We start from the raw sequence: 23,314 nt of genomic DNA on the forward strand, positions 1-23,314 counted from the left end.
AACGATAGCGGTTTACCTTAACCGTTACCGTTAGAAAGTTTGATATCGAAATTCACCAGGTCAACGAATTGCTGAACCCTTTGTTCTATATCGGCATCAGATATTTCCTTCATGCGGGTGGTTCCGAATTTTTCCACACAGAAAGATGCCAGCGCGGAACCCTTGATGACGGCGTTTTTCATGTTCTCAAAAGAGATGTCCTTCGTTGCGGCGAGGTGACCGATGAAACCACCGGCGAAGGTATCGCCGGCACCGGTTGGATCAAATACGTCTTCCAGGGGGAGAGCGGGTGCAAAGAAAACATTGTCGCCGTGGAACAGCAGGGCACCATGTTCACCCTTTTTGATCACGATGTATTTGGGACCCATTTTACGGATCTCCTTAGCGGCTTTCACGAGGGAGAACTGTCCGCTCAGCTGGCGCGCTTCACTATCGTTCACCATCAGCACATCCACTTCCTTCAGCACGGCTTCCAGGTCTTCCATGGCGGTGTCCATCCAGAAGTTCATGGTATCCATGACAATCAGTTTAGGGCGTTGCTGCAGTTGTTTGATCACGCTCATCTGCAGGCTGGGCATCAGGTTACCGAGCATCAGGAATTCTGATCCCTGGTAGTTGTCGGGTACTACCGGCGAGAAATTGGCCAGCACATTCAACTGGGTGTCGAGGGTATCGCGGGAGTTCATATCCATGTGATATTTTCCCGCCCAGAAAAATGATTTCTCCTCCTGCTTAACCTGTACTCCGCTGAGTTGAACCCCACGGGCTTCCAGTGCATCCAGCTCTTCCTTCGGGAAGTCGTAGCCAATCACAGACAACTGGTTCACGGGACGCACAAAATTGGATGCTGCCCAGGCCACATAGGTGGCAGACCCACCGATGATCTTACCGCTCTTTCCAAAAGGAGTTTCAATGGCATCGAAAGCCATGGTTCCAACGACAATTAACGACATATTTGAGATTGTGGTTTGTAGATTCTGGTTTGGGTTTGTTCAAACCGGGGCAAAACTAGCCGATTTTTACATAAAGACCGCGGGAATTGGCGCATGACTTTTGTGCTAACGCTTGTTCGTTTGTATATTTGGGCTATGGCCAAGATCAAGAGCAAAACAAACGGCACCAAAAAAGAAGTGATAGTGGAAGCTGCCACCCGGCTTTTCCGGGAAAAGGGCTTCAAAGCTGCCTCCATGCGGGATCTCGCAGAGGCAGTGGGCGTAGAAGCTGCCAGTCTCTATAATCATATCCAGTCGAAGGAAGAGCTGTTACAGGAAATCTGCTTTAAGGTAGCGAATGAATTCAACCACCACCTCGATACCATTGACAGCAGCAATGTGAGCAGTATTGATAAGGTGCAGGCCATCCTGCGTTTCCACATCCGCCAGATGATTGAACGCTATGAACTGGTGATCGTGGCCGACCGCGACTGGAAGCACCTTTCCGATCCTTATCTCTCCAACTACCATAACCAGCGCCGCACCTATCGCAAGCGGCTGGCCGGACTCATCGAAAAGGGCATCGAAAAGGGCGAGATCAAGCCTGTGGATGCACCGACGGTGGTTTTGATCATGCTGCACGCGGTGAACGGCATTGAAAGCTGGCATCGCAGCAAGGAAAAGATCAGCGCCAGACAGCTCGAGGAGAATATGGTGCTCATCATGATCGAAGGCCTGAAAGCCTGATCCAATAAAGATTAGAAAAGATTTATGTCTATCCATTTCCATCCGCTGACCATCCTTGATATCCGGCGGGAAACCAGCGATTGCGTATCCATTGCCTTTGATATTCCGGACGCACTGAAAGATATTTTCCGGTTCCGCGAGGGACAAAATATTACCCTCCGCACTGTATTGAATGGCGAGGAACTGCGGCGATCCTACTCCGTTTGCAGTTCACCGCTGGAAGGAGAACTGAGGGTGGCGGTGAAGGCAGTTTCGGAGGGCCGGTTTTCCAGGTATGCCAACAGCCAGCTGAAAAAAGGTGATACACTGGAAGTCCTGCCCCCTACCGGGAAATTTTACACCCGGCTGGACCCATCCCACCGTAAAAAATATGTTGCCATTGCGGCAGGAAGCGGAATTACCCCAATCTTCTCCATCATTAAAACCGTGCTGGCCACAGAACCACACAGTGAATTCACGTTGGTTTTTGGCAACCGTAACCGGTCATCCATCATATTCCGGGAAGCCCTGGAAGCCCTGAAAAATAAATACATGGAGCGGTTCCGCCTGGTTCATGTGCTGAGCCGGGAGAGAACCGATGCGGAGATCAATCACGGTCGTATCGATGCGGCCAAATGTGAGGAACTGGGAGCAAAACTGATCGACTGGATGGATTCCGATCATTATTTCCTCTGCGGTCCGGAAGCCATGATCTTTTCCGTGCGGGACTACCTGCTGGGACTGGGGGTGGATGGCAGCAAAATCCATTTCGAACTGTTTACGAGTCCCGGCCAGGTGGCGGGTGCCACTGCCGGCAAGTCTGCTGTGGTGGCGGATTCCGGACCTGTTTCCCATATTACCATTAAACTGGATGGTGTTTCCTTTGATTTTGACCTGCCCTATAACAGCCACAGCATCCTCGATGGGGCCTTACAGCAGGGAGCGGACCTGCCCTATGCCTGCAAAGGCGGTGTTTGCTGTACCTGCCGCGCAAAACTGGTGAGCGGCGAAGTGGAAATGGATGTCAACTATGCCCTGGAGCCCGAAGAAGTGGCTGCAGGATATATCCTGACCTGCCAGAGCCATCCCAGATCGGGAAAGGTGGTGGTTGATTTTGATTTGAGGTGAAATCAAACTAACGACCGTTAGCGTTGTAATAGAATTTAGTTATTTTCGAGCCATGAATACCGAATCTGTTGCAGTAACGCCGGAGGAGCATTTCCAGGACAAGGTAAACCGGGAGGTGAAGATCGAGCCCAGGGACTGGATGCCGGAAAAATACCGCCAGACCCTGATCAGGCAGATCTCGCAGCATGCGCACAGCGAGATCGTGGGCATGTTGCCCGAAGGGAACTGGATCACCCGCGCGCCGTCATTGAGGCGGAAAGCCACCCTTATTGCCAAGGTACAGGATGAAGCCGGACATGGATTGTATTTGTACAGCGCAGCGGAAACCCTGGGTATCAGCCGGGCGGAAATGATTGACCAACTACACAGCGGCAAAGCGAAATATTCAAGCATCTTCAATTATCCAACTTTAAACTGGGCGGATATCGGCGCCATTGGCTGGCTGGTGGATGGAGCTGCCATCATGAACCAGGTGCCTTTGTGCCGGACTTCCTATGGACCTTATGCCCGCGCCATGGTGAGGATCTGCAAGGAAGAAAGTTTTCACCAGCGCCAGGGCTTTGAAATTTTGCTGACCCTCAGCAAAGGCACAGAAGCGCAGCGCCGCATGTGTCAGGATGCCATCAACCGCTGGTGGTGGCCCAGTATCATGATGTTTGGGCCTTCGGACGATGCATCCCCGCATACGGCCCAAAGCATGAAATGGAAGATCAAACGCATTTCAAATGATGAGCTTCGGCAGAAATTTGTGGATGTGATAGCGGAACAGGTAAAGATTCTCGGCATGACTTTGCCCGATGAGGCCCTGGCCTGGAATGAAGCGCGCGGCCATTATGATTTTGGGACCATCAACTGGGAAGAATTCTGGAATGTGATCAGCGGAAATGGCCCCTGCAACAGGGAGCGGATCGCCGCGAGGATCGCTGCACATGAAGAAGGGGCCTGGGTTCGGGAAGCAGCGAGTGCTTTTGCTGAAAAGCAGCGCCAGCGCAGTGGTGGGAAGGATGAAAAAGCGGTTGCATAGGTAGTGCACAGGAAGACAGAAAATCAACTGATATGAAACAATACTCGCGGATAATATTATACGGTGATTATGGCGACCGTGAAGTGGCCGGGAGTGGCGGGCAGGATGCAAGTCACCGGGACTGGCCATTGTGGGAGGTTTTCATCCGCAGCAAACAGGGGCTGGATCACAAACATGTGGGCAGCCTGCATGCGGCTGACGCAGCCATGGCCATTGAAAACGCCCGCGATGTGTATACGCGCCGGCAGGAAGGAGTCAGCATTTGGGTAGTGGAAAGCAGGTACATCCATGCTTCCAATCCCGATGAAGCCGAAAGCCTGTACGACCCTGCCAACGACAAAGTGTACCGGCATCCGACTTTTTATGACCTGCCGGATGAACTAACACACATGTAGATCCACCATTCGCACATTGACCCCATTGACCTCTTGACCCTAATGGCCCATTGACCTATTTAACCAAAAATGATTTCGGATAAATTCCTATACACGCTTTTCCTCGCCGACAACGCCCTGATCCTTGGGCATCGCAACAGTGAATGGACCGGCCATGGCCCGAACCTGGAACAGGATATTGCCATTTCGAATATTGCGCTGGACCTGGTTGGACAGGCCCGAAACCTATATCAGTACGCTGCTGAGCAATACAACAACTATCGGGATGAACTCTCGGGACTCATCACCTCCCCTGCCTTTAACCAGGTGCAGGGACCCATTGATGAGGATGACCTGGCCTACCTGCGCGATGTCAATGAATTCAGAAACAACTTGTTGGTGGAACAACCCAATGGCGACTGGGCGAAGACCATCCTGCGGCAGTTCCTGTTCAGCTGTTACCAGCAGTTATTGTACGAGCGTATGAAACAGAGCGCCGACCTGCAACTGGCGGCCATTGCGGAAAAATCACTCAAGGAAGTGTTATATCACGTGCGCTGGAGCGGTGAGTGGGTGATTCGGTTAGGAGATGGAACGGAGGAAAGTAAACGCAGGATGCAGGAAGCGATTGCTTCGCTTTGGAAGTTTACCGGTGAGTTGTTTATCGCTGCTTCCTTTGAGAAAGCGCTGGCTTCAGCGCCCACAGCACCTGCAGCATCCACGGGGGCGCCTGGTTCACCAATGGAAACCAGCCTGGCAGGATTGGTTCCCGCTCCGGAATCCTTAAAAGAAACCTGGCTGGAAAAAGTTGCCGGAACTTTTCGGCTGGCAACCCTCGACATGCCCGCCAATAGCTGGATGCAGCAGGGTGGCAAGGACTGTATCCATACCGAACACCTTGGATTCCTGTTAGCGGAAATGCAGTATTTGCAGCGCGCCTATCCGGGAAGTGAATGGTAAAACGGAGCCAGGTCTGTGCGGTGAAATGACATCATGAAAATGCAGGAGGCAAAGAACCATATTACAGATATCAGGGCCGTTGACGCGGCCACCCAACAGGTATGGCAATACCTGGAGGAAGTAACCGACCCTGAGGTACCGGTATTAACGGTGGTGGACCTGGGGATTATTCGCGGGGTGATCACAGACGGCAAATCTGCCGAAGTGACCATTACACCCACTTACACCGGCTGCCCGGCGATGGATATGATCAGCACCAATATCAGGATGGTGCTGGCATCACACGGATATGCGCCGGTAACGATAAAAACCATCCTCTCACCTGCATGGACAACCGAATGGATGACGGAAGCGGGGAAAGAAAAACTGAAAGCGTATGGTATTGCGCCCCCCAATCCGAAACAATCGGTTTGCACACCGGAATATTTCCATCGCGAAGAAGCCGTGCAATGTCCGCACTGCAATTCTTTCCATACCCATATGATCAGTGAATTTGGTTCCACCGCCTGCAAATCATTGTACCGGTGCGACGACTGCCAGGAACCGTTTGATTATTTCAAGTGCCATTAATTGATCCTGCCGTATCCCCTGCAGGTGCGGCATGCACCGGCCAATCCAATCGTACCGCGACCGCTGCAGGTTAAACATTTTGCCGTACCAGTTGAGCGGCCGTGCTCGTTCAGATTCACCCAGCCACGCCGGTAGCCATCTCCTTTACAGGATGGACAAGTCATGATATGACTACCCGAACCATTGCAGGTACCGCAGGTTTGTCCGGCTCCGCCGCCATTTCCCTGTACCGCTACTGAAGGCTTCCTTGCTGCATCGATACCCTCCACCATTTTTTTAAACTGGGTAACGTAATCCACCTCAGCAAAACTGCGGGACTTTACATCGAACTCCCCGATTTTAATTTCGCCTGAAACGGGCCTGTAGGTGCAGGCCAGCGCCTCAGTAGCATACCAGTGATTGCTTTCGAACCGGTTTCCATTGGCCATCGTGTACACTCCTTTGCCCCTGTATCCCTTCTCGTCAAAATCACCCTCGTAACTATCGCCATTGGGCAACCGAAGAAAGCCTTTCAGGTAAACCTCATCATTCAGCAGGCCGTCAAAAACATAACCGCCCTTTCTCACCCACAGTCCCTTCACCTTGCGGTTGCCCTCCATGATGCCCGTGAACACCGACTTTCCGCTGTCGCTCATTTCCGTGCAATTGCCGTGAAAGGAAAAGCCTTTCATTTCACCACTAACCGGGCCATATTCTTCAAAGCGATGGGTATACCACATGCCTTCCCCCTTACCATCTGGCAATCCATTTTTAAAAACCGCTTTCAACAACATGAACCAGGGGCGTTCACCCTGGAACTGGATGAAGGCTTCGCCCTTACCGTTTTTACAATCACCCTTTATGCAATAAATCCCTTCCTGGATTTTGGGAACATTCGGTTGTACCAGCCTGTTATTCTCGTAATAATCAAGGGTAAGGGTGCCATTGGCCCCGGTTTTTGGAAGGATCCCCCAGAGTTTACCATCCACAAAATAGATACTGCCTGTATGTTGATCATTCTTTTTGAAAGTCCATAGTCCATCCGGCTGGTGATGCTGCAGCCGTCCTTTATACTCAGACTGGTCGGCGGTTTTGACAACAACCTGACCGTCAAACCAGGAAGAATTTCCGGATTCCAGATTGCCGGAAATCGAGGCACCCCGGGAATAATAGATATACGAATTCATGCTGCGTTCCTCCAGGCAGGAATCGCCGTTCGGGAAATAATATTTGGTCGTAACACCTTGCATGGCATTGGTCAATACTGCACGGGTGCCGTCCTTAAATGTATAGGTACCGCTTTCCCAGTTGGTGTAAATCATATAGTTGAACCAGCCCTCCATTACCTCCCCATTGGCAAAAGTCAGTTTACCCCGCTGCAGGAAAACAGCTGGTTTTTTATTGATAGATTTCACCCTGACCATGCCATCAAATTTCATTCCGTCGCCAAAATCAATGGAAACAACTTTACCCTCTTTGAGTTTGCTGATGAAAGCCAGGTTGGGGTATACTTCATTCAGTGGCCTGGTAGGATACGCTTGCCTGACCGGAAGAACCGGCAGTTTCAGTTGGTAGAGGAATGACAGTCCGCTTCCTTCGGGCTCCTGTGCAGGCAGTGTAGTGGAGAACAGTAAACAGAAGGAGCAGCAACACCACAAAAACTGTAACCGCTTTATCAGGATCATTTTTTGAAACATATCAATAATTATTTGTCCACCAATTTTAAGTGCAGCCAGCAACCTAGATTTGCCGTAGCAATGGATCCAATTTGATTAAATTTAAAATAATTGCCTACCAATATGTCATCCATTTTATTTGAAACCAGGAATGCCGTTGGGTATATAACGCTCAACCGGCCGGAAAAATTGAATTCCTTCAACCGGGAAATGGCTTTGTTGCTGCAGGATGTGCTTGCACAATGCCAGTCGGATGAAGTGCGGTGTGTGTTCATCACCGGTGCCGGCAAGGGTTTCAGCGCGGGACAGGACCTGGCGGAGGTGGTGGATCCGGAGGGACCGGGCATGGCCAGAATCCTGTCGGAACATTATAATCCCATCGTGATGGCCATCCGCGACCTGCAAAAACCGGTGGTGGCGGCGGTGAACGGGGTGGCAGCAGGTGCCGGCGCCAATATTGCGCTGGGCTGTGATATTGTGGTGGCGGCGAGATCAGCTTCATTCATCCAGGCATTTTCAAAAATCGGGCTGATACCCGACAGTGGCGGAACCTTTTACCTGCCCCGGCTGATAGGGCATTCCAAAGCCAGCGCCCTGATGATGCTGGGCGACAGGATTGGTGCGGAGGAAGCGGAGCGACTGGGAATGATCTACCGGTATTTTGAAGATGAGCAGTTCATGACCGGGGCAGAAAAGATAGCCACCACCCTGGCAGCCATGCCAACTACCGGTCTGGCTTATACGAAGAAGGCATTGCAGTGGTCGTTCAACCATACACTGCCGGAGCAACTGATGAATGAAGACAAGCTGCAGCAAAGGGCCGCAGCTACACATGATTTCGGGGAAGGCGTGCAGGCCTTCCTGGAAAAAAGAGCACCCCAATTCAATGGAAAATAAGATGGAAACAAACAATCGGTCTGCCTTTGAAAAGGTGGTAGATCATATGATGCAGGAGGATGCTTTCAGCAGGTGGCTGGGGGTGACCGTACTGGAGGTAAAGGAAGGGTACAGCCGCATACGCATGACAATAAGGGATGAAATGGTGAACGGGTTTGGCATTGCGCATGGGGGTATCGCTTTTTCGCTGGCCGACAGTGCGTTTGCTTTTGCCTGTAATAACAGGAATAATTTGTCCGTGGCACTGGATGTCACCATTACGTTCACAAAGGCAGTGAAAATTGGTGATACGCTGACCGCGGAGGCGAAAGAAGTACACAATGGGCGCAGTACAGGTGTTTATCTCATCACCATCACCAACCAGGCGGGTGAACAGGTAGGGCTATTCAAAGGCACCTGCTTCCGCACCGGCAAGGCCTTGATCTGATCCCGGTTAGGTATTTATCTGATCCCGGTTAAGCGATGACCAGACCACGGCAAGGCGCTGATCAGGCCATAATTTTCATCCGCTTCCCCGGTTGGAGGTACCGTAAATCGTTTAGGAAATGCAGCGGAATTTCAGTAACTTAGGATAGTCCTAACGGTGAATTTGATCACATCAAAACCTGGTACAGTAAGGGTACTGCCGCTGTTATGAAAAAGATCACCTTCTGGGCATTTCAACATCCTGTTGCTGCCCGCACCCTGATGGTCATCCTGCAAATCATTTTAATTATCGTGATGATTGAACTGGCCGGACTTATATTAGAGTACGGTATCCAGATTCCTTTCTGGTTGTTCTGGCTGACCAGTTTTTTACTTGCAGTTGATTTTCTGATATTTTATTCCGGGAAAAGGAAATGGAAGCGAATGATCAACGGGAAATACCTGATCCGGAAAGCAAATGAGGCTTTTGTGGGAGCGGGCTTTGCTATGCTGGTGTTGATTTTCTTTAACCACAACCTGGCGGCAGCGGGAGTAAACGCTCCGGCATGGGGCAGTGCTTATGTACAGGAAACCGGCATGACACCCGGGAATCCGCGTTTAGCCAGTATTCGTTTAGCCAGTATTCCACTGCACACAATCAATACCAACATTGCAGCAACGACTGCCACTACTGATATATCATCAACCGCTCCTTTTGCCACGGGCATTTCAAAAAAGGAGCTCAGGAAACAACTCCGCTCGCAACTGAAGGAGCTTAGAAATGAGCTCGGGCAAAGCGATGAGAAGGATAAAGGCTGGAAAATCTTTCTTGCCATCTTCGTGGGAGTGATTCTGGTAGCCGGGCTGGCTGTACTTTCCTGCACCATCGCCTGCAACGGGGCGGAAGCGGCTGCATTATTGCTATTCCTGGGGGGCACCACCCTGATCGTTTTTGCCATCACCAGATGGGTACAGAAGATCAAAGGTACCGGGCGATATAAGAAAACAAACCCGCCGGCAGCGCCTAAGCCGGATCCCGCGATATCCTGAGAATATCTTTAGATTGCGATATGTTCTATTCATTCAAGGGATTTATTCCGGTGGTGCACCCTTCCTCTTTTGTGCATCCGCAGGCCTGCGTTACCGGCAATGTAATCATTGGCCGCGACTGTTATATCGGTCCCGGTGCAGCACTCCGCGGCGACTGGGGTGGCATTGTACTTGAAGACGGGTGCAACGTGCAGGAAAACTGTGTGGTACACATGTTCCCGGGGCTAACTGTAACTCTTAAGGCAGGTGCGCACATCGGTCACGGTGCCATCGTGCACGGCGCGCAAATCGGGCGCAATTGCCTGGTAGGCATGAATGCCGTGCTGATGGACCATGTGGAACTGGGCGATGAATCCATAGTAGGGGCATTGAGTTTTATCAGGGAAGGAGAAAAGATCCCCGCCCGAAGCCTGGTGGTGGGAAATCCTGCGCGGGTCATCAGGACTGTAACGGATGAGATGCTGGCCTGGAAAACCACTGGTACCGCCTTATACCAGGCATTGCCGGAGGAAATGCGGCAGTACGCAGAAGCCTGCGAACCGCTCAGCGAACTGCCTGCGGACCGCCCGGGGCAGGAGGTTCTCTTCGACACCTGGCAAAGGGTAAAAGCGGGCAAATAATCCCTTTATGGAAATAGGTTTACCTTCGCAGCTTAACAGCGTTTAACCGTGTCAGAGAAATCAAATTTTGTAGACCAGATCAGGATATTTTGCCGCAGCGGCCATGGCGGGGCAGGAAGCAAGCATTTCATGCGAACCAAATTCAACCCCAAGGCCGGTCCCGATGGCGGCGACGGCGGCCGGGGCGCGCACATCATCCTGCGCGGTAATAAAAACCTCTGGACACTATTGCACCTTCGTTACCACAAGAACATCCTGGCGGAAAACGGCGAGAGCGGCAGCGGGAACAACAGTTCCGGCCGCAGCGGGAAGGATATTTATGTCGATGTTCCCCTCGGAACCATTGCATACGACGAAGAAACGGGGGAGAAAGAAGCCGAGATCCTCGAAGACGGGCAGGAGATCATCCTGATGAAAGGAGGCCGCGGCGGATTGGGCAATGCCCGTTTTGCTACTCCCACTAACCAGGCTCCGGAACACGCGCAGCCAGGCGAAGAGGGAGAGGAAGGATTCAAGATCCTTGAGCTGAAAGTATTGGCTGATGTAGGATTGGTTGGATTTCCCAACGCGGGCAAATCCACCCTGCTGAGTGTGATGACTGCCGCCAAGCCCAAGATTGCCGACTATGCATTCACCACCATCAACCCGCAACTGGGAATGGTGGAATACCGGAACGGCAGGTCTTTCTGCATTGCCGACCTGCCCGGGATCATTGAGGGCGCGGCAGAGGGGAAAGGCCTGGGACACCGGTTCCTGCGTCATATAGAACGCAACTCCATTTTATTATTCCTGATCCCGGCCGACAGCAAGGACCATAGAAAAGAGTTTGACATCCTGCTCAATGAATTGAGGGAATACAATCCGGAAATGCTGGAAAAGGATTTCGTCATTGCCATCAGCAAGAGCGATATGTTGGATGATGAGCTGAAAGCAGCCATCAGTAAGGAATTGCCGGCGGATATACCGCACCTGTTTATTTCCTCACTCACGCAGCAGGGATTAACCGAACTGAAGGACCTGCTCTGGAAAGTACTCAACCAGTCGGAATAGGTGTCTGACATATGGTGTCTGACATCTGCGATTACATCAGGTGTCTGACATCTGCGATTACCGAATTCAGTAATCATAGATGTCAGACACTACATGTCAGACACCACATGTCAGACACCTAAGACATAAATTAACCGCCAATGAGAAACGGAATGGTTTTCTTCAGTGCTTCACTCAGGAAATATCCACTGATCCGGTTCCTCGCCAATGCGCTGGCCAGCATCTGGCTGTTTTTCCCGTCCATACTCTTTCTTGCGCTGGGACTGATCTGCTTTACCCAACTCGGACAGGGAAAGGATCTCCTGATCTCCTTCACAGAAACCTCCGGCAGTTTTGGCGGCATACTCTTATCGAAATTTATTTTCCTGGTGGCTATCACCTTCTGGGTCTATGTTAGCTGGTATTCTTCGCGCATGATCGCTTACATAAAAGGTTTCCAGCACCGGCTCCTGTGTAACCAGGTCAACCCAACCCTGGGTGATGCTGAATATGAAAAACTATTTGACATGGAACTCCGGTTCCTGCACCGGTTCCCCAGAATCATCGGTTATGCCTGCCTGTTGGTAATACTGATCAGCCTCTCATTACTGCTTACAAAAGGGGACTGGATCCGCGAACAACCCTTCCTGTTTCTGATTGGGGGCATGCTGGTATTATGGATCATTGACCGGCAGATGATTCGGCTCAGCAGTTATGGGCAGAGCGGCCGTCTGCTGAAGATCATGCTGATTACAGCAGCAGTTGTTATACCATTCTTACTGGTTCTATATACGGCAACTGGTTTATTCAGTAAAGCCGGCTTCATTATTCTGCTGGTATTGCTGGTGCTGGTGGTGTATATGTTATATATAAACCTGCGGCGGCACCGGATGGAAGAACTGGAAAGAAAGGCCACCAGGGTAACACGGGTTTCGGCCAGGGGCTGGCGCAGATGGATCAACAGACTGATGGACTGGCTTCATCTTCCCAGGGAAGAACGTGGATATTTTACTGTATTTAATATCGTTTGCGGAGTTGGATTGACGGCCTATACCGCGGCAATTTTTATGTTTCCGGCCAGCACAAGGTTTGGCCCCTTCCCGGTTATCTTACTGGCATTTGCGGTATTGCTGGGCTTCGGAAATGTCATCACGGCGCTCTCCTGCAAATTCAGGATCAACGTACACTTCTTCATCTTCATACTGGCTGCTTTTTTGCCTACCCCTGACCATCACAAGGTGCGCACCGGCTCATTGTCGGAACGTCGGGTACCCATCACCGTTTACCAGGACCGGCAACACCTTTCCGAATACATGAAGCACTGGTTGTATGAAAGACCGGAGATTGATTCCATGCAGCAATACCCCGTCTATTTTGTGTTGGCCAATGGCGGGGCATCGCGTTCTGCCTACTGGGTATCAACTGTATTGGGAAGATTGGAAGACGCTTCCATTGATGCCGGAGGTCCGAGATTCTCGCGGCAGCTATTCTGCCTTTCGGGCACGTCAGGCGGAGGTGTGGGCATTTCAACCTATTATGCGCAGTTGCTTCACCAGCAGGAAAAATCAGTGGTCGCAGGATTTGAAAATTCAGGGCGTTCATTTTTACGGCAGGACTTTCTTTCCTTTACACTGGCCAGGATGCTGGGGCCGGATTTCTTTAACTATATACCACTTCTCAACAAGCTGATTCCGGATGAAGACCGGGCGGAAGCGCTGGAACAGGCCATTGAAAGATCAACCGACAAAGCCTACTACCGGGTTGGGTTTGATTCCACCTGGTTCGATCAATGCCTAACACAGAAAGGTATTCCGCATCCTTTGCCGATCCTCCTGATCAATACTACGAGGGTGAAAGATGGAAGTCCGGGTGTGGTTTCCAATATCCAGTTATCCACCAACATCTTCAATCGCCGGGTAGATGTGGCGGGATTGCTACAGGCGGATAAAACCATTCGATTGAGCACGGCAGCCATCCTTGGCGCGAGGTTTCCGTACATGTCGCCGGCAGGCAGGATCGATCAGTACAAACACCCTTCGTCACCCGGTGGAACAGACACTGTTCGCGCCAACTATTTTGTCGATGGGGGCTATTTTGACAACTCGGGTGCCGGGGCGGTACAGGAAATGATCAGGGCATTGCTCCTAATTGGTGCGGACACGGAAGACCCGGTGATAAAGAGAAGGTTTGAAAAATTGTCACTGAAGGTTTTGCATATCACGAACAGTCCGCAGGGAACCATTCCCCTTCAGCCCATCGGACCATTTGTGAATGACCTGATGGCTCCCCTGCTCACCATTATCGGTGCTTATGACATGCAGACAACTGTTAACGACCGGCGCTTCATCACTTATATCAATGACCTCAAGGCAAAGGCCAGGGCAAAGGGATTGAAAGATGCGGAGTATATTCCCATACATCTTTACAATGATCCCGCTGTTGCAGGGGATACCATGTCGCGCGGACCCTATGCCATGAACTGGTTTATCTCAGACAGTGTCCGCAGACAGATGGACAGGAGGTTGCTCACACAACCCAGGCTGCAGCAACTGATCACGGACTTTTGATAGGTGTCTGACATGTGGTGTCTGACATCAGGTGTCTGACATCTATGATTGCTGAATCCGGCAGTCGCAGATGTCAGACACCACAGGCAGTCGCAGATGTCAGACACCACATGTCAGACACCTCGTACCCGGCGCCTCAGATCCTGACGGCAGTACCGCTGGCGATCACCATCAGCATGCTGCCGTTGGCGCCGATGGTTTCGAAATCAAGATCCACTCCCACCACCGCGTTGGCCCCTGCCAATCGGGCTTTCTCCATCAGTTCCTGCATGGCATAATCTTTGGCTTCCTGCAACACTCTTTCATAAGTGCCGGAACGGCCCCCGAAGAAGTCGCGTAATCCCGCGAAAATATCCTTGATCACATTGGCACCGATAATGGTTTCGGCGGTAACGATTCCCATGTATTGCTGGATGGGTTTGCCCTCGAGGGTGGGAGTTGTAGAAAGGATCATAATTCAGCTGGTTGTAAGGTTGATATAAATAATAGTCTATGGGAGATGAAAAAATGCCCTTGCGGGTTGCAATAGAGAATGAAAATACCGGAAAACCAGAGCCGATTTTGCAGTAGGTTTGTCCTGTAAATACCCTTGCATATGAAAAAAATATTTGCATCGATTGCGTTACTTGTAACAACGCTTCGCGGATTGGCAGATGAAGGCATGTGGCTGCCCATGCTACTGGGCAAACAGGTCTATGCCGACATGGTAAAAAAAGGATTGAAATTAAGTCCGGATCAATTGTACAGTATCAACAAGGCATCCATCAAGGACGCGATTGTGATATTTGGTCGCGGGTGTACCGGGGAAATCGTGAGCAGCCAGGGATTAATCTTCACCAATCACCATTGTGGTTATGATGTGATTGCCGGCGCCAGTACCATGCAGCACAATTACCTGAAAGATGGATTTTACGCGAAAACAAAACAGGAGGAAATTCCGGCACCGGGATTAAGTGTGCAGTTTTTGTTGAAGATAGAAGATGTGACCAGGAGGATCGATTCGCTTCTGGCCGGATCATCCGGTGCCGAGCGGGCGAATAGGCAGTCGGAGCTCATTGCGCAGATCAACGCGGAATATTCTGATGTTTCCAAAAACATAGAAGCCAGGATCAGTCCGGTATTCAAGGGCAATCAGTTCCTGGTATTTGTGTACCAGCGATACAATGATATCCGCCTGGTGGGCACACCTCCTGAAAGTATTGGTAAATATGGCGGCGATACCGACAACTGGGAATGGCCCCGTCATACCGGCGATTTTTCTGTGTTCAGGGTATATACCAATAAATTGAACCAGCCTGCCGGTTATTCTCCGGAGAACCAGCCAATGAAGCCCAAACATTTCCTGCCCGTTTCGATCAGGGGGGTGAAAGAGGGTGATTTCGCAATGATCTTCGGTTATCCCGGCGGCACCAATCGTTATGAAACATCCTATGGTGTGAAGTTGAAGACAGAAACAGAGAATCCTTCGCTGGTGGAACTCCGTGATATCCGCCTCAAATATATGCTGGAAGAAATGAAAAAGGATCCGGCTGTTAAGTTGAAACTGGCGAGTGATTTTGCCGGAATAGCGAACTATTGGAAATTTTACGACGGGGAAAGCAAGCAATTGCTGAAGTATAAAATCTATGAGAAGAAACTGCAGGAGGAAGCCGCATTCCGGCAGTGGGCAAAGGGCAAGCCTGAGTTTGAAAATATTTTCAGCGATTGGCAGAAAGCCTATACTGCCTGGAGCCCTTTTGCCAAACACCGGGTGTATATCAACGAGGGTATTTTGGGTTCTCCGCTGGCAGCATTTGCAGCCTCGCTGATGAATGTGGAAAGGCTTGCTGTCAGTACAGGTGCAAAAGCCGGTGACCTGCAAAAAGCGGTTGAGGATGCCAGTGAGCGGAGGCAGGAATTTTTAAAAGCCGCCGATCTTGCCAGTGATGAAAAGATTCTTGCTGCGACCGCCCGTATGTTCTATACAAATATTGACAGGAACCAGCATCCGATCGGATTTTTTGAGGGGCTTAAGGCCAATTACGGGGACCTGAAAGAAGAGGGCAGCTGGCGCAAATGGGCTGCGGATGTTTTCAGGAATACCGCGATTCTTAATGATGCCAAATGGGAATCATTTAAAAAAGCTCCCGCCAGCATCCAGGAAGATCCTGCATTTGCATATGTATCTGCTTTCATCAAAAACTTTACCAGCAAATACCTGCCATTTTTCCAGCAGTTCACCACGCAGAACAATGAACTGGGAAGGATGTACCTGAAAGGAGTCATGCAGATGAATCCGAAAAAAGTAATGTACCCTGATGCCACTTTCACCATGCGCACCAGTTATGGCAATGTGAAAAGCTATAGGCCCCGGGATGAAGTGAACTACCATTTTGTTACCACCATGAAAGGGGTGATGGAAAAATACAAAGCCGGCGATTATGAATTTGACCTGCCGGCGAAGCTGATGGAGCTGGCTGCGCGCAAGGATTACGGGCAGTATATCGACAAGCAAAGGAATGACCTGGTGGTTGGATTTATTACCACCAATGATATCACCGGCGGCAATTCCGGATCACCAGTCATTGATGGCAGCGGCAACCTGATCGGGCTGGCTTTTGACGGCAACTATGAGGCCCTCAGTCACAAGCTCGCCTTTGACAAGGACCTGAACCGTACCATCTGTGTGGATGTTCGTTATGTCCTCTGGTGCATCGACAAGCTCGGCGGCGCCAGGCATATCGTGGATGAATTGAAACTGGTACGGTAGGTTTGGGTGTCTGACATGTGGTGTCTGACATGTGGTGTCTGACATCTATATTTGCTGAATTCGGTAATCGCAGATGTCAGACACCACATGTCAATCGCAGATGTCAGACACCACATGTCAGACACCTAGGCATCCTTCCACCGCCACAGGTGCAGGCAGGCATAGGTGCGGTAGGGAGACCAGCGCGCGGAGAGCTGCAGCATTTTGGCCTTGAATTCCTTTTTGTTGCTGTCGTCGAGCTTGTAGAGTTTTTTCATGGCCATCTGGATACCCAGGTCGTCCACTGCAAAAACATCCTCCCGGCCCAGCGCAAACATCAGCAGCATCTCGGTGGTCCAGCGACCCACCCCCTTGATCTGTGTCAGGTGACTGATCACCTCCTCGTCGGACATCTTTTTCAGCTGCTTCCATTCCATCCCATGCTCCAACGCAAAGCGCGCCACATTTTGCACATAACTCACTTTGGCATTGGAGAGACCGATCCCGCGGAGGGTTTCATAAGGAGTGGCCAGTATCTGCTCGGGAGTCGGACTCTCATCCTCATACAAGGCGAGAAATCTTTTCCAGATCACCGCGGCTACCTTCGTAGATAATTGCTGGCTCATGATGGAGCCGCAGAGATGCAGGTATACCTGCTTTTTGGGCTTCAGCACCAGGGGCTCCTCCCCCAGTATTTTAGCCAGTTTCCGGTCTTTAGATAAGTGTTCGATATAGGACATACCCGAAAGTATGTAATAACTTTGCACGATGGAAAGAATCCTTCAGGCAACATCAGACGGCTCGCACACCATCGCCATTCCATCCATGGAGGTCACCTACCATTCCAAACACGGGGCCATCCAGGAATCCATGCATGTGTTCATCGAAGCTGGCTGGAAACAGAAGGTCACCCGCCCGGATGAATCCATCAATATCCTGGAAATTGGATTCGGAACAGGACTGAATGCCTTACTCACCCTCATGGAGGCCACCACACAAACCGTCTGGTATGAAAGCCTGGAGGCTTATCCCATTGACCTCCAAACTGCCGGACAGCTGAACTACTGTCAATTGCTACACAGGCCGGATCTGCAGCATACTTTCCTGGAAATGCATACCGGCGAATGGAACAAGCCCCTGGCCATTGCACCAAATTTTACCCTGTGCAAACGTCACACCAAATTGCAGGACTACCAGCAGCATGATAAAAAATTCGACCTTGTATATTTTGATGCCTTCGCACCCAAGGTGCAGCCCGAACTGTGGTCCACAGAAATTTTCCAGAAAATATTCAACCTGCTGAAACCCGGCGCCACACTGGTTACCTATTGCAGCAAAGGTGAAGTAAGAAGGGCATTGAAAGCTGCCGGGTTTATGGTAGAGAAAATCCCCGGCCCCCCCGGCAAAAGGGAAATGGTAAGAGCCAGGAAAGCGGCCACTACGAATGCCGGCCAATCCAGCGCCTGAATGCACCTACCCTGCCCCGGCTGACAATTTCATCCACGAGATCCGAATCGGTTTTAATAACCAGTTTCATGCGGTTGCTGGAAGATGGACGAATTTGTGAGATGGAAGAAATCCGCACAATTACACTGCGGTTAATGCGAAAAAACAGGGCGGGATCAAGTTCTTTTTCCAATACCTCCAGCGTTTGGTGTATAATATAACGGGCACCATCAACCGTAATAAGGTAAACAATCTTGTTATCTGCCTGGAAATAGGCAATATCATTAACATCTACCTGGAACATGCGGCGCCCGGAATGGACCAGGAATTTCTTTTTCCAGGAAGACTGCCATCCCAACACCATTTTATCAAGCCCGTCCAGGCATTTATCAGCACAGACATCAGGGTATAATAAACCCAGCAGCTTCTTAAGTTGCTGCGCCTCCCTGGATTTTCTGTCAGTGATAAGATTTCCCATAATCCGCCAATCCTATGGTGAAGTATTCTAACAAAACAACTGTGTGATCGTTCAAAAATAATGCCGCCACTGCCTGCAAATGCGACATAAATTTTTGCAGCAGGAAATATGTTGATGAATCGGGCGATCAGGCTGCGGAAGCGATTAAACAAAAACTGCCTGCACCCCCTGAAAGGTGCAGGCAGTAAGTATTTTACAAAATAACGCGGTCAATTACATGAATCACACCATTAGTGGTGGTAATGTCAAAAGTTGTTCCGGCGCCGGTAGTAACCACATTACTGAAAGGATTGGCTGAACCAGTCAGTTTCACACCGGCGGGAGAAGTATTCACCGTCAGTGTAGCACCAGCTTTAATAGTAGGGGCAGTGGCATTATTAACCAGGTCGCTGGCATAAACGTTGGTAGCGATCACATGCTGCGAAACAATTGCCAGTACGTCGGCGGCATCGGCGGCATTGATGGCTGCTTCATCGGCGAAACCTGCTGCCTGGAAAGCGGCATTGGTGGGAGCAAATACGGTGTATTTACCCGGATTGGAAACAGCATCTACCAGGCCGGCTTTCACAACGGCAGCAACCAGTATGGAAAACTGGGGATTACCAGTGGCAATTTCAGCAATCGTTTTGGTTGGTGGTGTCAGTACGCCATTGATCACATGGATCACGCCATTACTGGCTGCTACATCGGCCGTCTTCACCCGCACGCCATTCACAAAAACACCGTTTGCATTTTTGGAAGCAAACAGTAATTTACCACCGAGCGTGCGAACACTGTCGCTGGCTGGTACAGATGTGGAAGGAACTTTCGCACCAACCACATGGTAGGTCAGGATCGCAGCGAGATCAGCGGGCGCCAGGCTATTGACAACAGCAGCGGTGATGCCTGCAGCGCGGAAAGCATTGTTATCCGGTGCAAATACAGTGAGGTTACCGGGCTGTGTCAGGGCATCTGCGAGTCCCGCGCGGGTAACGGCAGCAGCCAGAATGGAGAAGTTCGTATCCGCCACAACAATATTGGTAATAGTAGGATCAACGGGAGCCGGACTATCATTGTCTTCCGAGCAGGAAATCATTACCATACTACCACACAGGGCGATTGCTGCCAGCTTCAGAGAAGTCATATACTTTTTCATGTTCATAGATTTTCATTTTGTAACAAGATGCAAGGGCAAAAGATGAACAAAGCGGAGTGAATGGTCAAAAAAACGGAGTGAATGGAAATAAATTAAATTAGCCGGATGTTTGGCATCCTGTTTTTTGCGGCCGTACTGATCGGCATTTATTTGTGGCGGAAAGAGAAGAGAACTGCAGCAAAAGCAGTGCAGATTCCGCCGGACCTGGCAGCTATCCTGGAAGGGGAAGTCAATTATTACCGGGGTTTGTCCGAGGCAGAAAAAACGAGGTTCCGGGAGGAACTGATTACCTTTTTACAACAGACACGTATAGACGCTGTAGGAACCGACATCACAGACACCGACCGGGTGCTGGTGGCAGCCAGTGCTGTTATTCCCATATTCGGGTTCCCGGAATGGCATTACCGCAACCTGACCGATGTGTTGATTTACGGGGATCACTTCAACGAGGAATTCCAGGCCGAAGGAAAGAACCGGCAATACATGGGTATGGTGGGATCGGGGTACATGAATGGAAAGATGCTGCTCAGCAAAACGGCGCTTCGTGAGGGGTTCAGCAACAAGACCGACAAATACAATACTGCCATACACGAATTCGTGCACCTGCTCGACAAAGCCGATGGTGCCATTGACGGCATACCCGAAGCACTGTTATCACGGCAGTACACCCTGCCCTGGCTGGACCTCGTACGCAGGAAAATGGAGGAGATCCTGAAAAACAAATCAGATATCAATCCCTATGGCGCCACCGACAAAACAGAATTTTTCGCCGTAGCGGCGGAGTACTTTTTTGAGCGGCCGGACCTGCTGAAAAGCAAGCATCCGAAACTGTATGAGATGATGGAGCTGATCTTCAGGCAGGACAATTTATAAGGCTGGCAAAAGCACCACCGTCAAACCTTTCGGGCCATGGGCGCCGATCACCAGCGACTGCTCGATGTCGGCAGTTTTGGATGGACCGGCGATGAATACCCCGAAACCTTCGCGATTTATCTGTACCCGCCTGTATGCCTCATGCATATCAGCCACCAGTTCATTTTCCCGGAGCACCAATACCAGTTGTTCGCAGATAAAGGGAAGTATCCGGTTACCCATGGCGGATTCATCCACCCAGATGGCGCCGTTCTCCGCCACACCGATGGAGCCGCGGATATAGGCAATTTTCACGGACTCGAGCAAACGCGGACTGTCAGGTACTTCATCCACCACACCGCCCTCTCCTGCCCTGTTGATGATAAAGCCGCCACTCGCTTTCTCAGTGCTGATAAGTTGCTGCAGTGCCTCCGTATTATCCAGGAACAATACCTCCCCACCCACAGCCTGAACAAATTGTTCAAAGGAAACCAGCAGATCCGGCGGCGGGGCAATACTGCTCCAATCCGGCAGCGACAAGGGTTTGGGGGCCGGTTTGCCATTGGCAACTGCTTTCAATATCTGATCCCGGTTATTCATGACCGTTGTTTTTTATACCAGTCCCGGAAACTTTCTTTCGGAGCCTGCGGCAGCTCCCGCTGTTTGTACCAGGGATTAAGGGATTTGTTTTTCAGCAGGAAGGGAAACCAGCGCATGATGAAACGCGCTGCGGAGCCGGCGAACCGGTATATGGCCGGGCGGGCCAGTACCCGGGACATAAAACGCATGCCTATTTTTTTGGAAGGCTCCATCAGTCCCTCTGCCGCGATGACCTGTCGCCATTTCCAGAGCTGTTCGTGGATATTGATCTTCACCGGGCACACATTGGTGCAGGAGCCGCAAAGTGTAGAAGCAAAGGGAAGGTCTGCGTGGGCCTTCATATCGAGATTGGGATTCAGGATGGAACCAATGGGCCCTGCTACGGCCGTATGGTAACTATGACCGCCGCTGCGACGATAGACCGGGCAGGTATTGAAGCAGGCCGCGCAGCGGATACATTTCAAGGAGTTACGGAAATCCTCGCGGCCCAACTGACGCGAACGACCATTGTCCACGATGATGATATGCAATTCCCGTCCGGCACGCGGGCGATGGAAATGGCTGGTATAAGTGGTGACCGGCTGTCCGGTGGCGCTACGGGCCAGCAGCCTTGTAAACAGTCCCAGGTGTTCTGCCTTCGGGATGATCTTTTCAATGCCCATGCAGGCGACATGAATCCTGGCGGCATGGGCCCCCATATCGGCATTGCCCTCGTTGGTGCAGACCACAAAACCGCCGGTTTCTGCCACGGCAAAATTAACGCCCGTGATGGCCAGATCAGCAGCCATGAATTTTTCACGCAGATGGATACGCGCTGCTTGCGTCAGGTATTGCGGATCGTTGTTGCCCTTTTCCGTACCCAGGTACTCGTGGAAGGTATCGCTCACCTCCTGTTTCTTCAGGTGGATGGCGGGCAGCACGATATGGCTGGGAGGCTCTTTCCGCAACTGCACGATCCTTTCACCCAGGTCGGTATCCACTACTTCGATACCCTGTTGCAGCAGATATTCATTAAGGTGGCATTCTTCGGTGAGCATGCTCTTGCTCTTTACGATACGGGTGATGCCATTGGTCCTGATGATCTCATGCAGGATGGAATTATGTGCTGCCGCGTCGGTGGCCCAGTGAACCTTTATGCCGTTGGCCAGGGCATTTTTCTCGAATTCTACCAGGTAGGCATCGAGGTTAGAGAGGGTATGGTCCTTGATATCGGAAGCCCATTGCCGGAGCTGTTCCCATTCGGGCAGTTGTCGGGCCGCATTATCGCGCTTCTGTCTCACCCACCAAAGCGTTTGATCGTGCCAATTAGTGCGGTTTTCGTCCTGATTAAAAATCGCAGCCAGCCGGGCATGTGAAGAATCCGCGCCCTTACCCGGATAGATTGGTGCACTCATGATCGGGCATTTAGGATTTCAGCAATATGCAGTATGCGAACCCTGCTGCCCTGGCGATTCAGGATGCCCTGCAGGTGCATCAGGCAGCTCATGTCCACGCCGGAGATGCAATCCACCTCGTTGGCCTCATGTTCGCGGATGCGGTCCCTCCCCATTTTCACACTAACGGCCTCTTCATAAACGCTGAAAGTGCCGCCGAAACCGCAACATTCGTCCACGCGCTGCGGCAGGATCAATTCAAGACCATCGACCATCTGCAGCAGGCGGGCGGGTTTTGAAAAATCCGGGGCCACCAGCTCTGACATGGAAGACAGGTGCAGTCCGCGTTGACCGTGGCAGGAATTATGCCAGCCAACTTTATATGGAAAACTGGCAGTAAGAGCCTGTACCTTTAGAATATCGGTGAGGAATTCTGTCAGTTCATACACCTGGTTTCGGATCCGGGCGGCTTCTGTGGGAGCATGCTGATCCGATAAATGTTCTTTTACATGCAGCACGCAACTACCTGAGGGTGATACAATAAAATCCAGTCCGGCAAAATTGCGGATGAAGTTCTTATCGCAACCGGCAGCCAGGGCGGCAAAGCCGCTGTTGGCCATCGGTTGGCCGCAGCAAGTCTGGTTGGTGGGAACCACTACGCGGCAGCCCAGTTTCTCCAGCAATTGCAGGGAGGCGATGGCCACCTGCGGAAAGAACTGGTCAATATAGCAGGGAACAAATAATCCCACAGTAAGCATGCAATAC

The 23,314-nt window shown here is 51.0% G+C and carries 24 protein-coding genes; 15 read left to right on the plus strand and 9 right to left on the minus strand.

Annotated features, from left to right (window positions below):
- Window positions 1-17: 17 nt before the first annotated feature.
- Window positions 18-953 (minus strand): PfkB family carbohydrate kinase, encoded by a 936-nt coding sequence (locus tag BC349_RS12430; RefSeq protein WP_187257089.1) that lies wholly within the window; start codon window positions 951-953, stop codon window positions 18-20.
- 135 nt (window positions 954-1,088) lie between these two features.
- Between BC349_RS12430 and BC349_RS12435 the strand changes: the two genes are divergently transcribed.
- From BC349_RS12435 to paaD, 6 genes are all read left to right on the plus strand, one after another.
- Window positions 1,089-1,679: a TetR/AcrR family transcriptional regulator gene (locus BC349_RS12435; protein ID WP_187257090.1), complete on the plus strand. Its 591-nt coding sequence runs from the start codon at window positions 1,089-1,091 to the stop codon at window positions 1,677-1,679.
- A 24-nt stretch (window positions 1,680-1,703) separates the two neighbouring features.
- Window positions 1,704-2,786, plus strand: a complete 1,083-nt coding sequence (gene paaE / locus BC349_RS12440; protein ID WP_187257091.1) for a 1,2-phenylacetyl-CoA epoxidase subunit PaaE — start codon at window positions 1,704-1,706, stop codon at window positions 2,784-2,786.
- Window positions 2,787-2,838: 52 nt separating this feature from the next.
- Window positions 2,839-3,810 (plus strand): 1,2-phenylacetyl-CoA epoxidase subunit PaaA, encoded by a 972-nt coding sequence (gene paaA, locus BC349_RS12445; RefSeq protein ID WP_187257092.1) that lies wholly within the window; start codon window positions 2,839-2,841, stop codon window positions 3,808-3,810.
- Window positions 3,811-3,842: 32 nt separating this feature from the next.
- Window positions 3,843-4,205 (plus strand): 1,2-phenylacetyl-CoA epoxidase subunit PaaB, encoded by a 363-nt coding sequence (paaB, locus tag BC349_RS12450; RefSeq protein WP_187257093.1) that lies wholly within the window; start codon window positions 3,843-3,845, stop codon window positions 4,203-4,205.
- 69 nt (window positions 4,206-4,274) lie between these two features.
- Window positions 4,275-5,144: a 1,2-phenylacetyl-CoA epoxidase subunit PaaC gene (paaC, locus tag BC349_RS12455; RefSeq protein WP_187257094.1), complete on the plus strand. Its 870-nt coding sequence runs from the start codon at window positions 4,275-4,277 to the stop codon at window positions 5,142-5,144.
- A 33-nt stretch (window positions 5,145-5,177) separates the two neighbouring features.
- Entirely contained in the window at window positions 5,178-5,714 is a 537-nt protein-coding gene (gene paaD, locus BC349_RS12460; RefSeq protein ID WP_187257095.1) for a 1,2-phenylacetyl-CoA epoxidase subunit PaaD, read from the plus strand.
- Here the strand turns inward: paaD and BC349_RS12465 are convergent.
- Complete coding sequence (locus BC349_RS12465) at window positions 5,711-7,390, minus strand: hypothetical protein (RefSeq protein WP_187257096.1); 1,680 nt, start codon at window positions 7,388-7,390, stop codon at window positions 5,711-5,713. The two genes, paaD and BC349_RS12465, sit on opposite strands and share 4 nt — an antisense overlap.
- Before the next feature lie 102 nt (window positions 7,391-7,492).
- Here BC349_RS12465 and BC349_RS12470 point away from each other — a divergent pair, with 102 nt between their 5' ends.
- The 6 genes from BC349_RS12470 to BC349_RS12495 all read left to right on the plus strand — a co-directional run bounded on the left by BC349_RS12470 (window position 7,493) and on the right by BC349_RS12495 (window position 13,937).
- Window positions 7,493-8,266, plus strand: coding sequence for an enoyl-CoA hydratase-related protein (locus BC349_RS12470; protein WP_187257097.1), 774 nt, complete (start codon window positions 7,493-7,495; stop codon window positions 8,264-8,266).
- Window position 8,267: 1 nt separating this feature from the next.
- The gene (gene paaI, locus BC349_RS12475; protein WP_187257098.1) at window positions 8,268-8,693 is read left to right on the plus strand and encodes a hydroxyphenylacetyl-CoA thioesterase PaaI; all 426 of its coding nucleotides are present in this window, start codon (window positions 8,268-8,270) and stop codon (window positions 8,691-8,693) included.
- Between the two features lie 206 nt (window positions 8,694-8,899).
- Window positions 8,900-9,721, plus strand: a complete 822-nt coding sequence (locus BC349_RS12480) for a hypothetical protein (RefSeq protein ID WP_187257099.1) — start codon at window positions 8,900-8,902, stop codon at window positions 9,719-9,721.
- 20 nt (window positions 9,722-9,741) lie between these two features.
- Window positions 9,742-10,341, plus strand: coding sequence for an acyltransferase (locus BC349_RS12485; RefSeq protein ID WP_187257100.1), 600 nt, complete (start codon window positions 9,742-9,744; stop codon window positions 10,339-10,341).
- Window positions 10,342-10,389: 48 nt separating this feature from the next.
- Complete coding sequence (gene obgE / locus BC349_RS12490; RefSeq protein WP_187257101.1) at window positions 10,390-11,391, plus strand: GTPase ObgE; 1,002 nt, start codon at window positions 10,390-10,392, stop codon at window positions 11,389-11,391.
- A gap of 140 nt (window positions 11,392-11,531) precedes the next feature.
- On the plus strand, window positions 11,532-13,937 hold the full coding sequence (locus tag BC349_RS12495; RefSeq protein ID WP_187257102.1) for a hypothetical protein: 2,406 nt from the start codon (window positions 11,532-11,534) through the stop codon (window positions 13,935-13,937).
- A gap of 136 nt (window positions 13,938-14,073) precedes the next feature.
- Here the strand turns inward: BC349_RS12495 and BC349_RS12500 are convergent, their stop codons facing one another.
- Window positions 14,074-14,391 (minus strand): heavy metal-binding domain-containing protein, encoded by a 318-nt coding sequence (locus BC349_RS12500; protein WP_187257103.1) that lies wholly within the window; start codon window positions 14,389-14,391, stop codon window positions 14,074-14,076.
- Between the two features lie 141 nt (window positions 14,392-14,532).
- Here BC349_RS12500 and BC349_RS12505 point away from each other — a divergent pair, with 141 nt between their 5' ends.
- On the plus strand, window positions 14,533-16,686 hold the full coding sequence (locus BC349_RS12505; RefSeq protein WP_187257104.1) for a S46 family peptidase: 2,154 nt from the start codon (window positions 14,533-14,535) through the stop codon (window positions 16,684-16,686).
- Between the two features lie 125 nt (window positions 16,687-16,811).
- On the opposite strand, the gene BC349_RS12510 is transcribed toward BC349_RS12505, so the two are convergent.
- Window positions 16,812-17,405, minus strand: a complete 594-nt coding sequence (locus BC349_RS12510; RefSeq protein ID WP_187257105.1) for a DNA-3-methyladenine glycosylase family protein — start codon at window positions 17,403-17,405, stop codon at window positions 16,812-16,814.
- A 28-nt stretch (window positions 17,406-17,433) separates the two neighbouring features.
- Here BC349_RS12510 and mnmC2 point away from each other — a divergent pair, with 28 nt between their 5' ends.
- Window positions 17,434-18,132 (plus strand): tRNA (5-methylaminomethyl-2-thiouridine)(34)-methyltransferase MnmC2, encoded by a 699-nt coding sequence (gene mnmC2, locus BC349_RS12515; RefSeq protein ID WP_187257106.1) that lies wholly within the window; start codon window positions 17,434-17,436, stop codon window positions 18,130-18,132.
- On the opposite strand, the gene BC349_RS12520 is transcribed toward mnmC2, so the two are convergent.
- Together BC349_RS12520 and BC349_RS12525 are read right to left on the minus strand one after the other, a co-directional pair.
- Window positions 18,104-18,589, minus strand: a complete 486-nt coding sequence (locus BC349_RS12520; RefSeq protein ID WP_187257107.1) for a LytR/AlgR family response regulator transcription factor — start codon at window positions 18,587-18,589, stop codon at window positions 18,104-18,106. The genes mnmC2 and BC349_RS12520 overlap by 29 nt on opposite strands.
- Window positions 18,590-18,782: 193 nt before the next feature.
- Window positions 18,783-19,724: a fasciclin domain-containing protein gene (locus BC349_RS12525; RefSeq protein WP_187257108.1), complete on the minus strand. Its 942-nt coding sequence runs from the start codon at window positions 19,722-19,724 to the stop codon at window positions 18,783-18,785.
- Window positions 19,725-19,829: 105 nt separating this feature from the next.
- Here BC349_RS12525 and BC349_RS12530 point away from each other — a divergent pair, with 105 nt between their 5' ends.
- Window positions 19,830-20,597, plus strand: a complete 768-nt coding sequence (locus BC349_RS12530) for a M90 family metallopeptidase (protein WP_187257109.1) — start codon at window positions 19,830-19,832, stop codon at window positions 20,595-20,597.
- Here the strand turns inward: BC349_RS12530 and BC349_RS12535 are convergent.
- From BC349_RS12535 to BC349_RS12545, 3 genes are read right to left on the minus strand one after another with little or no spacing between them, the layout of a single operon-like run.
- Window positions 20,592-21,176: a LutC/YkgG family protein gene (locus BC349_RS12535; RefSeq protein WP_187257110.1), complete on the minus strand. Its 585-nt coding sequence runs from the start codon at window positions 21,174-21,176 to the stop codon at window positions 20,592-20,594. The two genes, BC349_RS12530 and BC349_RS12535, sit on opposite strands and share 6 nt — an antisense overlap.
- Complete coding sequence (locus tag BC349_RS12540) at window positions 21,173-22,570, minus strand: lactate utilization protein B (RefSeq protein WP_187257111.1); 1,398 nt, start codon at window positions 22,568-22,570, stop codon at window positions 21,173-21,175. The genes BC349_RS12535 and BC349_RS12540 overlap by 4 nt, the downstream gene beginning before the upstream one ends.
- Window positions 22,567-23,307 (minus strand): (Fe-S)-binding protein, encoded by a 741-nt coding sequence (locus BC349_RS12545; protein ID WP_187257112.1) that lies wholly within the window; start codon window positions 23,305-23,307, stop codon window positions 22,567-22,569. Before BC349_RS12545 ends, BC349_RS12540 begins: the two co-directional genes overlap by 4 nt.
- Window positions 23,308-23,314: the final 7 nt, after the last annotated feature.

Origin of the sequence: Flavihumibacter stibioxidans (assembly GCF_014332695.1) — a bacterium.
Classification (GTDB): domain Bacteria; phylum Bacteroidota; class Bacteroidia; order Chitinophagales; family Chitinophagaceae; genus Flavihumibacter; species Flavihumibacter stibioxidans.

Coding starts and splice junctions, on each gene's coding strand:
- paaE (WP_187257091.1), top strand. CDS start 1,704: ATGTCTATCCATTTCCATCCGCTGACCATCCTTGATATCCGGCGGGAA.
- BC349_RS12470 (WP_187257097.1), top strand. CDS start 7,493: ATGTCATCCATTTTATTTGAAACCAGGAATGCCGTTGGGTATATAACG.
- paaB (WP_187257093.1), top strand. CDS start 3,843: ATGAAACAATACTCGCGGATAATATTATACGGTGATTATGGCGACCGT.
- BC349_RS12535 (WP_187257110.1), bottom strand. CDS start 21,176: ATGAATAACCGGGATCAGATATTGAAAGCAGTTGCCAATGGCAAACCG.
- BC349_RS12430 (WP_187257089.1), bottom strand. CDS start 953: ATGTCGTTAATTGTCGTTGGAACCATGGCTTTCGATGCCATTGAAACT.
- BC349_RS12500 (WP_187257103.1), bottom strand. CDS start 14,391: ATGATCCTTTCTACAACTCCCACCCTCGAGGGCAAACCCATCCAGCAA.
- BC349_RS12545 (WP_187257112.1), bottom strand. CDS start 23,307: ATGCTTACTGTGGGATTATTTGTTCCCTGCTATATTGACCAGTTCTTT.
- BC349_RS12485 (WP_187257100.1), top strand. CDS start 9,742: ATGTTCTATTCATTCAAGGGATTTATTCCGGTGGTGCACCCTTCCTCT.
- BC349_RS12495 (WP_187257102.1), top strand. CDS start 11,532: ATGAGAAACGGAATGGTTTTCTTCAGTGCTTCACTCAGGAAATATCCA.
- BC349_RS12505 (WP_187257104.1), top strand. CDS start 14,533: ATGAAAAAAATATTTGCATCGATTGCGTTACTTGTAACAACGCTTCGC.
- BC349_RS12480 (WP_187257099.1), top strand. CDS start 8,900: ATGAAAAAGATCACCTTCTGGGCATTTCAACATCCTGTTGCTGCCCGC.
- mnmC2 (WP_187257106.1), top strand. CDS start 17,434: ATGGAAAGAATCCTTCAGGCAACATCAGACGGCTCGCACACCATCGCC.
- BC349_RS12520 (WP_187257107.1), bottom strand. CDS start 18,589: ATGGGAAATCTTATCACTGACAGAAAATCCAGGGAGGCGCAGCAACTT.
- BC349_RS12465 (WP_187257096.1), bottom strand. CDS start 7,390: ATGTTTCAAAAAATGATCCTGATAAAGCGGTTACAGTTTTTGTGGTGT.
- BC349_RS12510 (WP_187257105.1), bottom strand. CDS start 17,405: ATGTCCTATATCGAACACTTATCTAAAGACCGGAAACTGGCTAAAATA.
- paaD (WP_187257095.1), top strand. CDS start 5,178: ATGAAAATGCAGGAGGCAAAGAACCATATTACAGATATCAGGGCCGTT.
- paaI (WP_187257098.1), top strand. CDS start 8,268: ATGGAAACAAACAATCGGTCTGCCTTTGAAAAGGTGGTAGATCATATG.
- BC349_RS12540 (WP_187257111.1), bottom strand. CDS start 22,570: ATGAGTGCACCAATCTATCCGGGTAAGGGCGCGGATTCTTCACATGCC.
- paaC (WP_187257094.1), top strand. CDS start 4,275: ATGATTTCGGATAAATTCCTATACACGCTTTTCCTCGCCGACAACGCC.
- BC349_RS12530 (WP_187257109.1), top strand. CDS start 19,830: ATGTTTGGCATCCTGTTTTTTGCGGCCGTACTGATCGGCATTTATTTG.
- BC349_RS12525 (WP_187257108.1), bottom strand. CDS start 19,724: ATGAAAAAGTATATGACTTCTCTGAAGCTGGCAGCAATCGCCCTGTGT.
- BC349_RS12435 (WP_187257090.1), top strand. CDS start 1,089: ATGGCCAAGATCAAGAGCAAAACAAACGGCACCAAAAAAGAAGTGATA.
- paaA (WP_187257092.1), top strand. CDS start 2,839: ATGAATACCGAATCTGTTGCAGTAACGCCGGAGGAGCATTTCCAGGAC.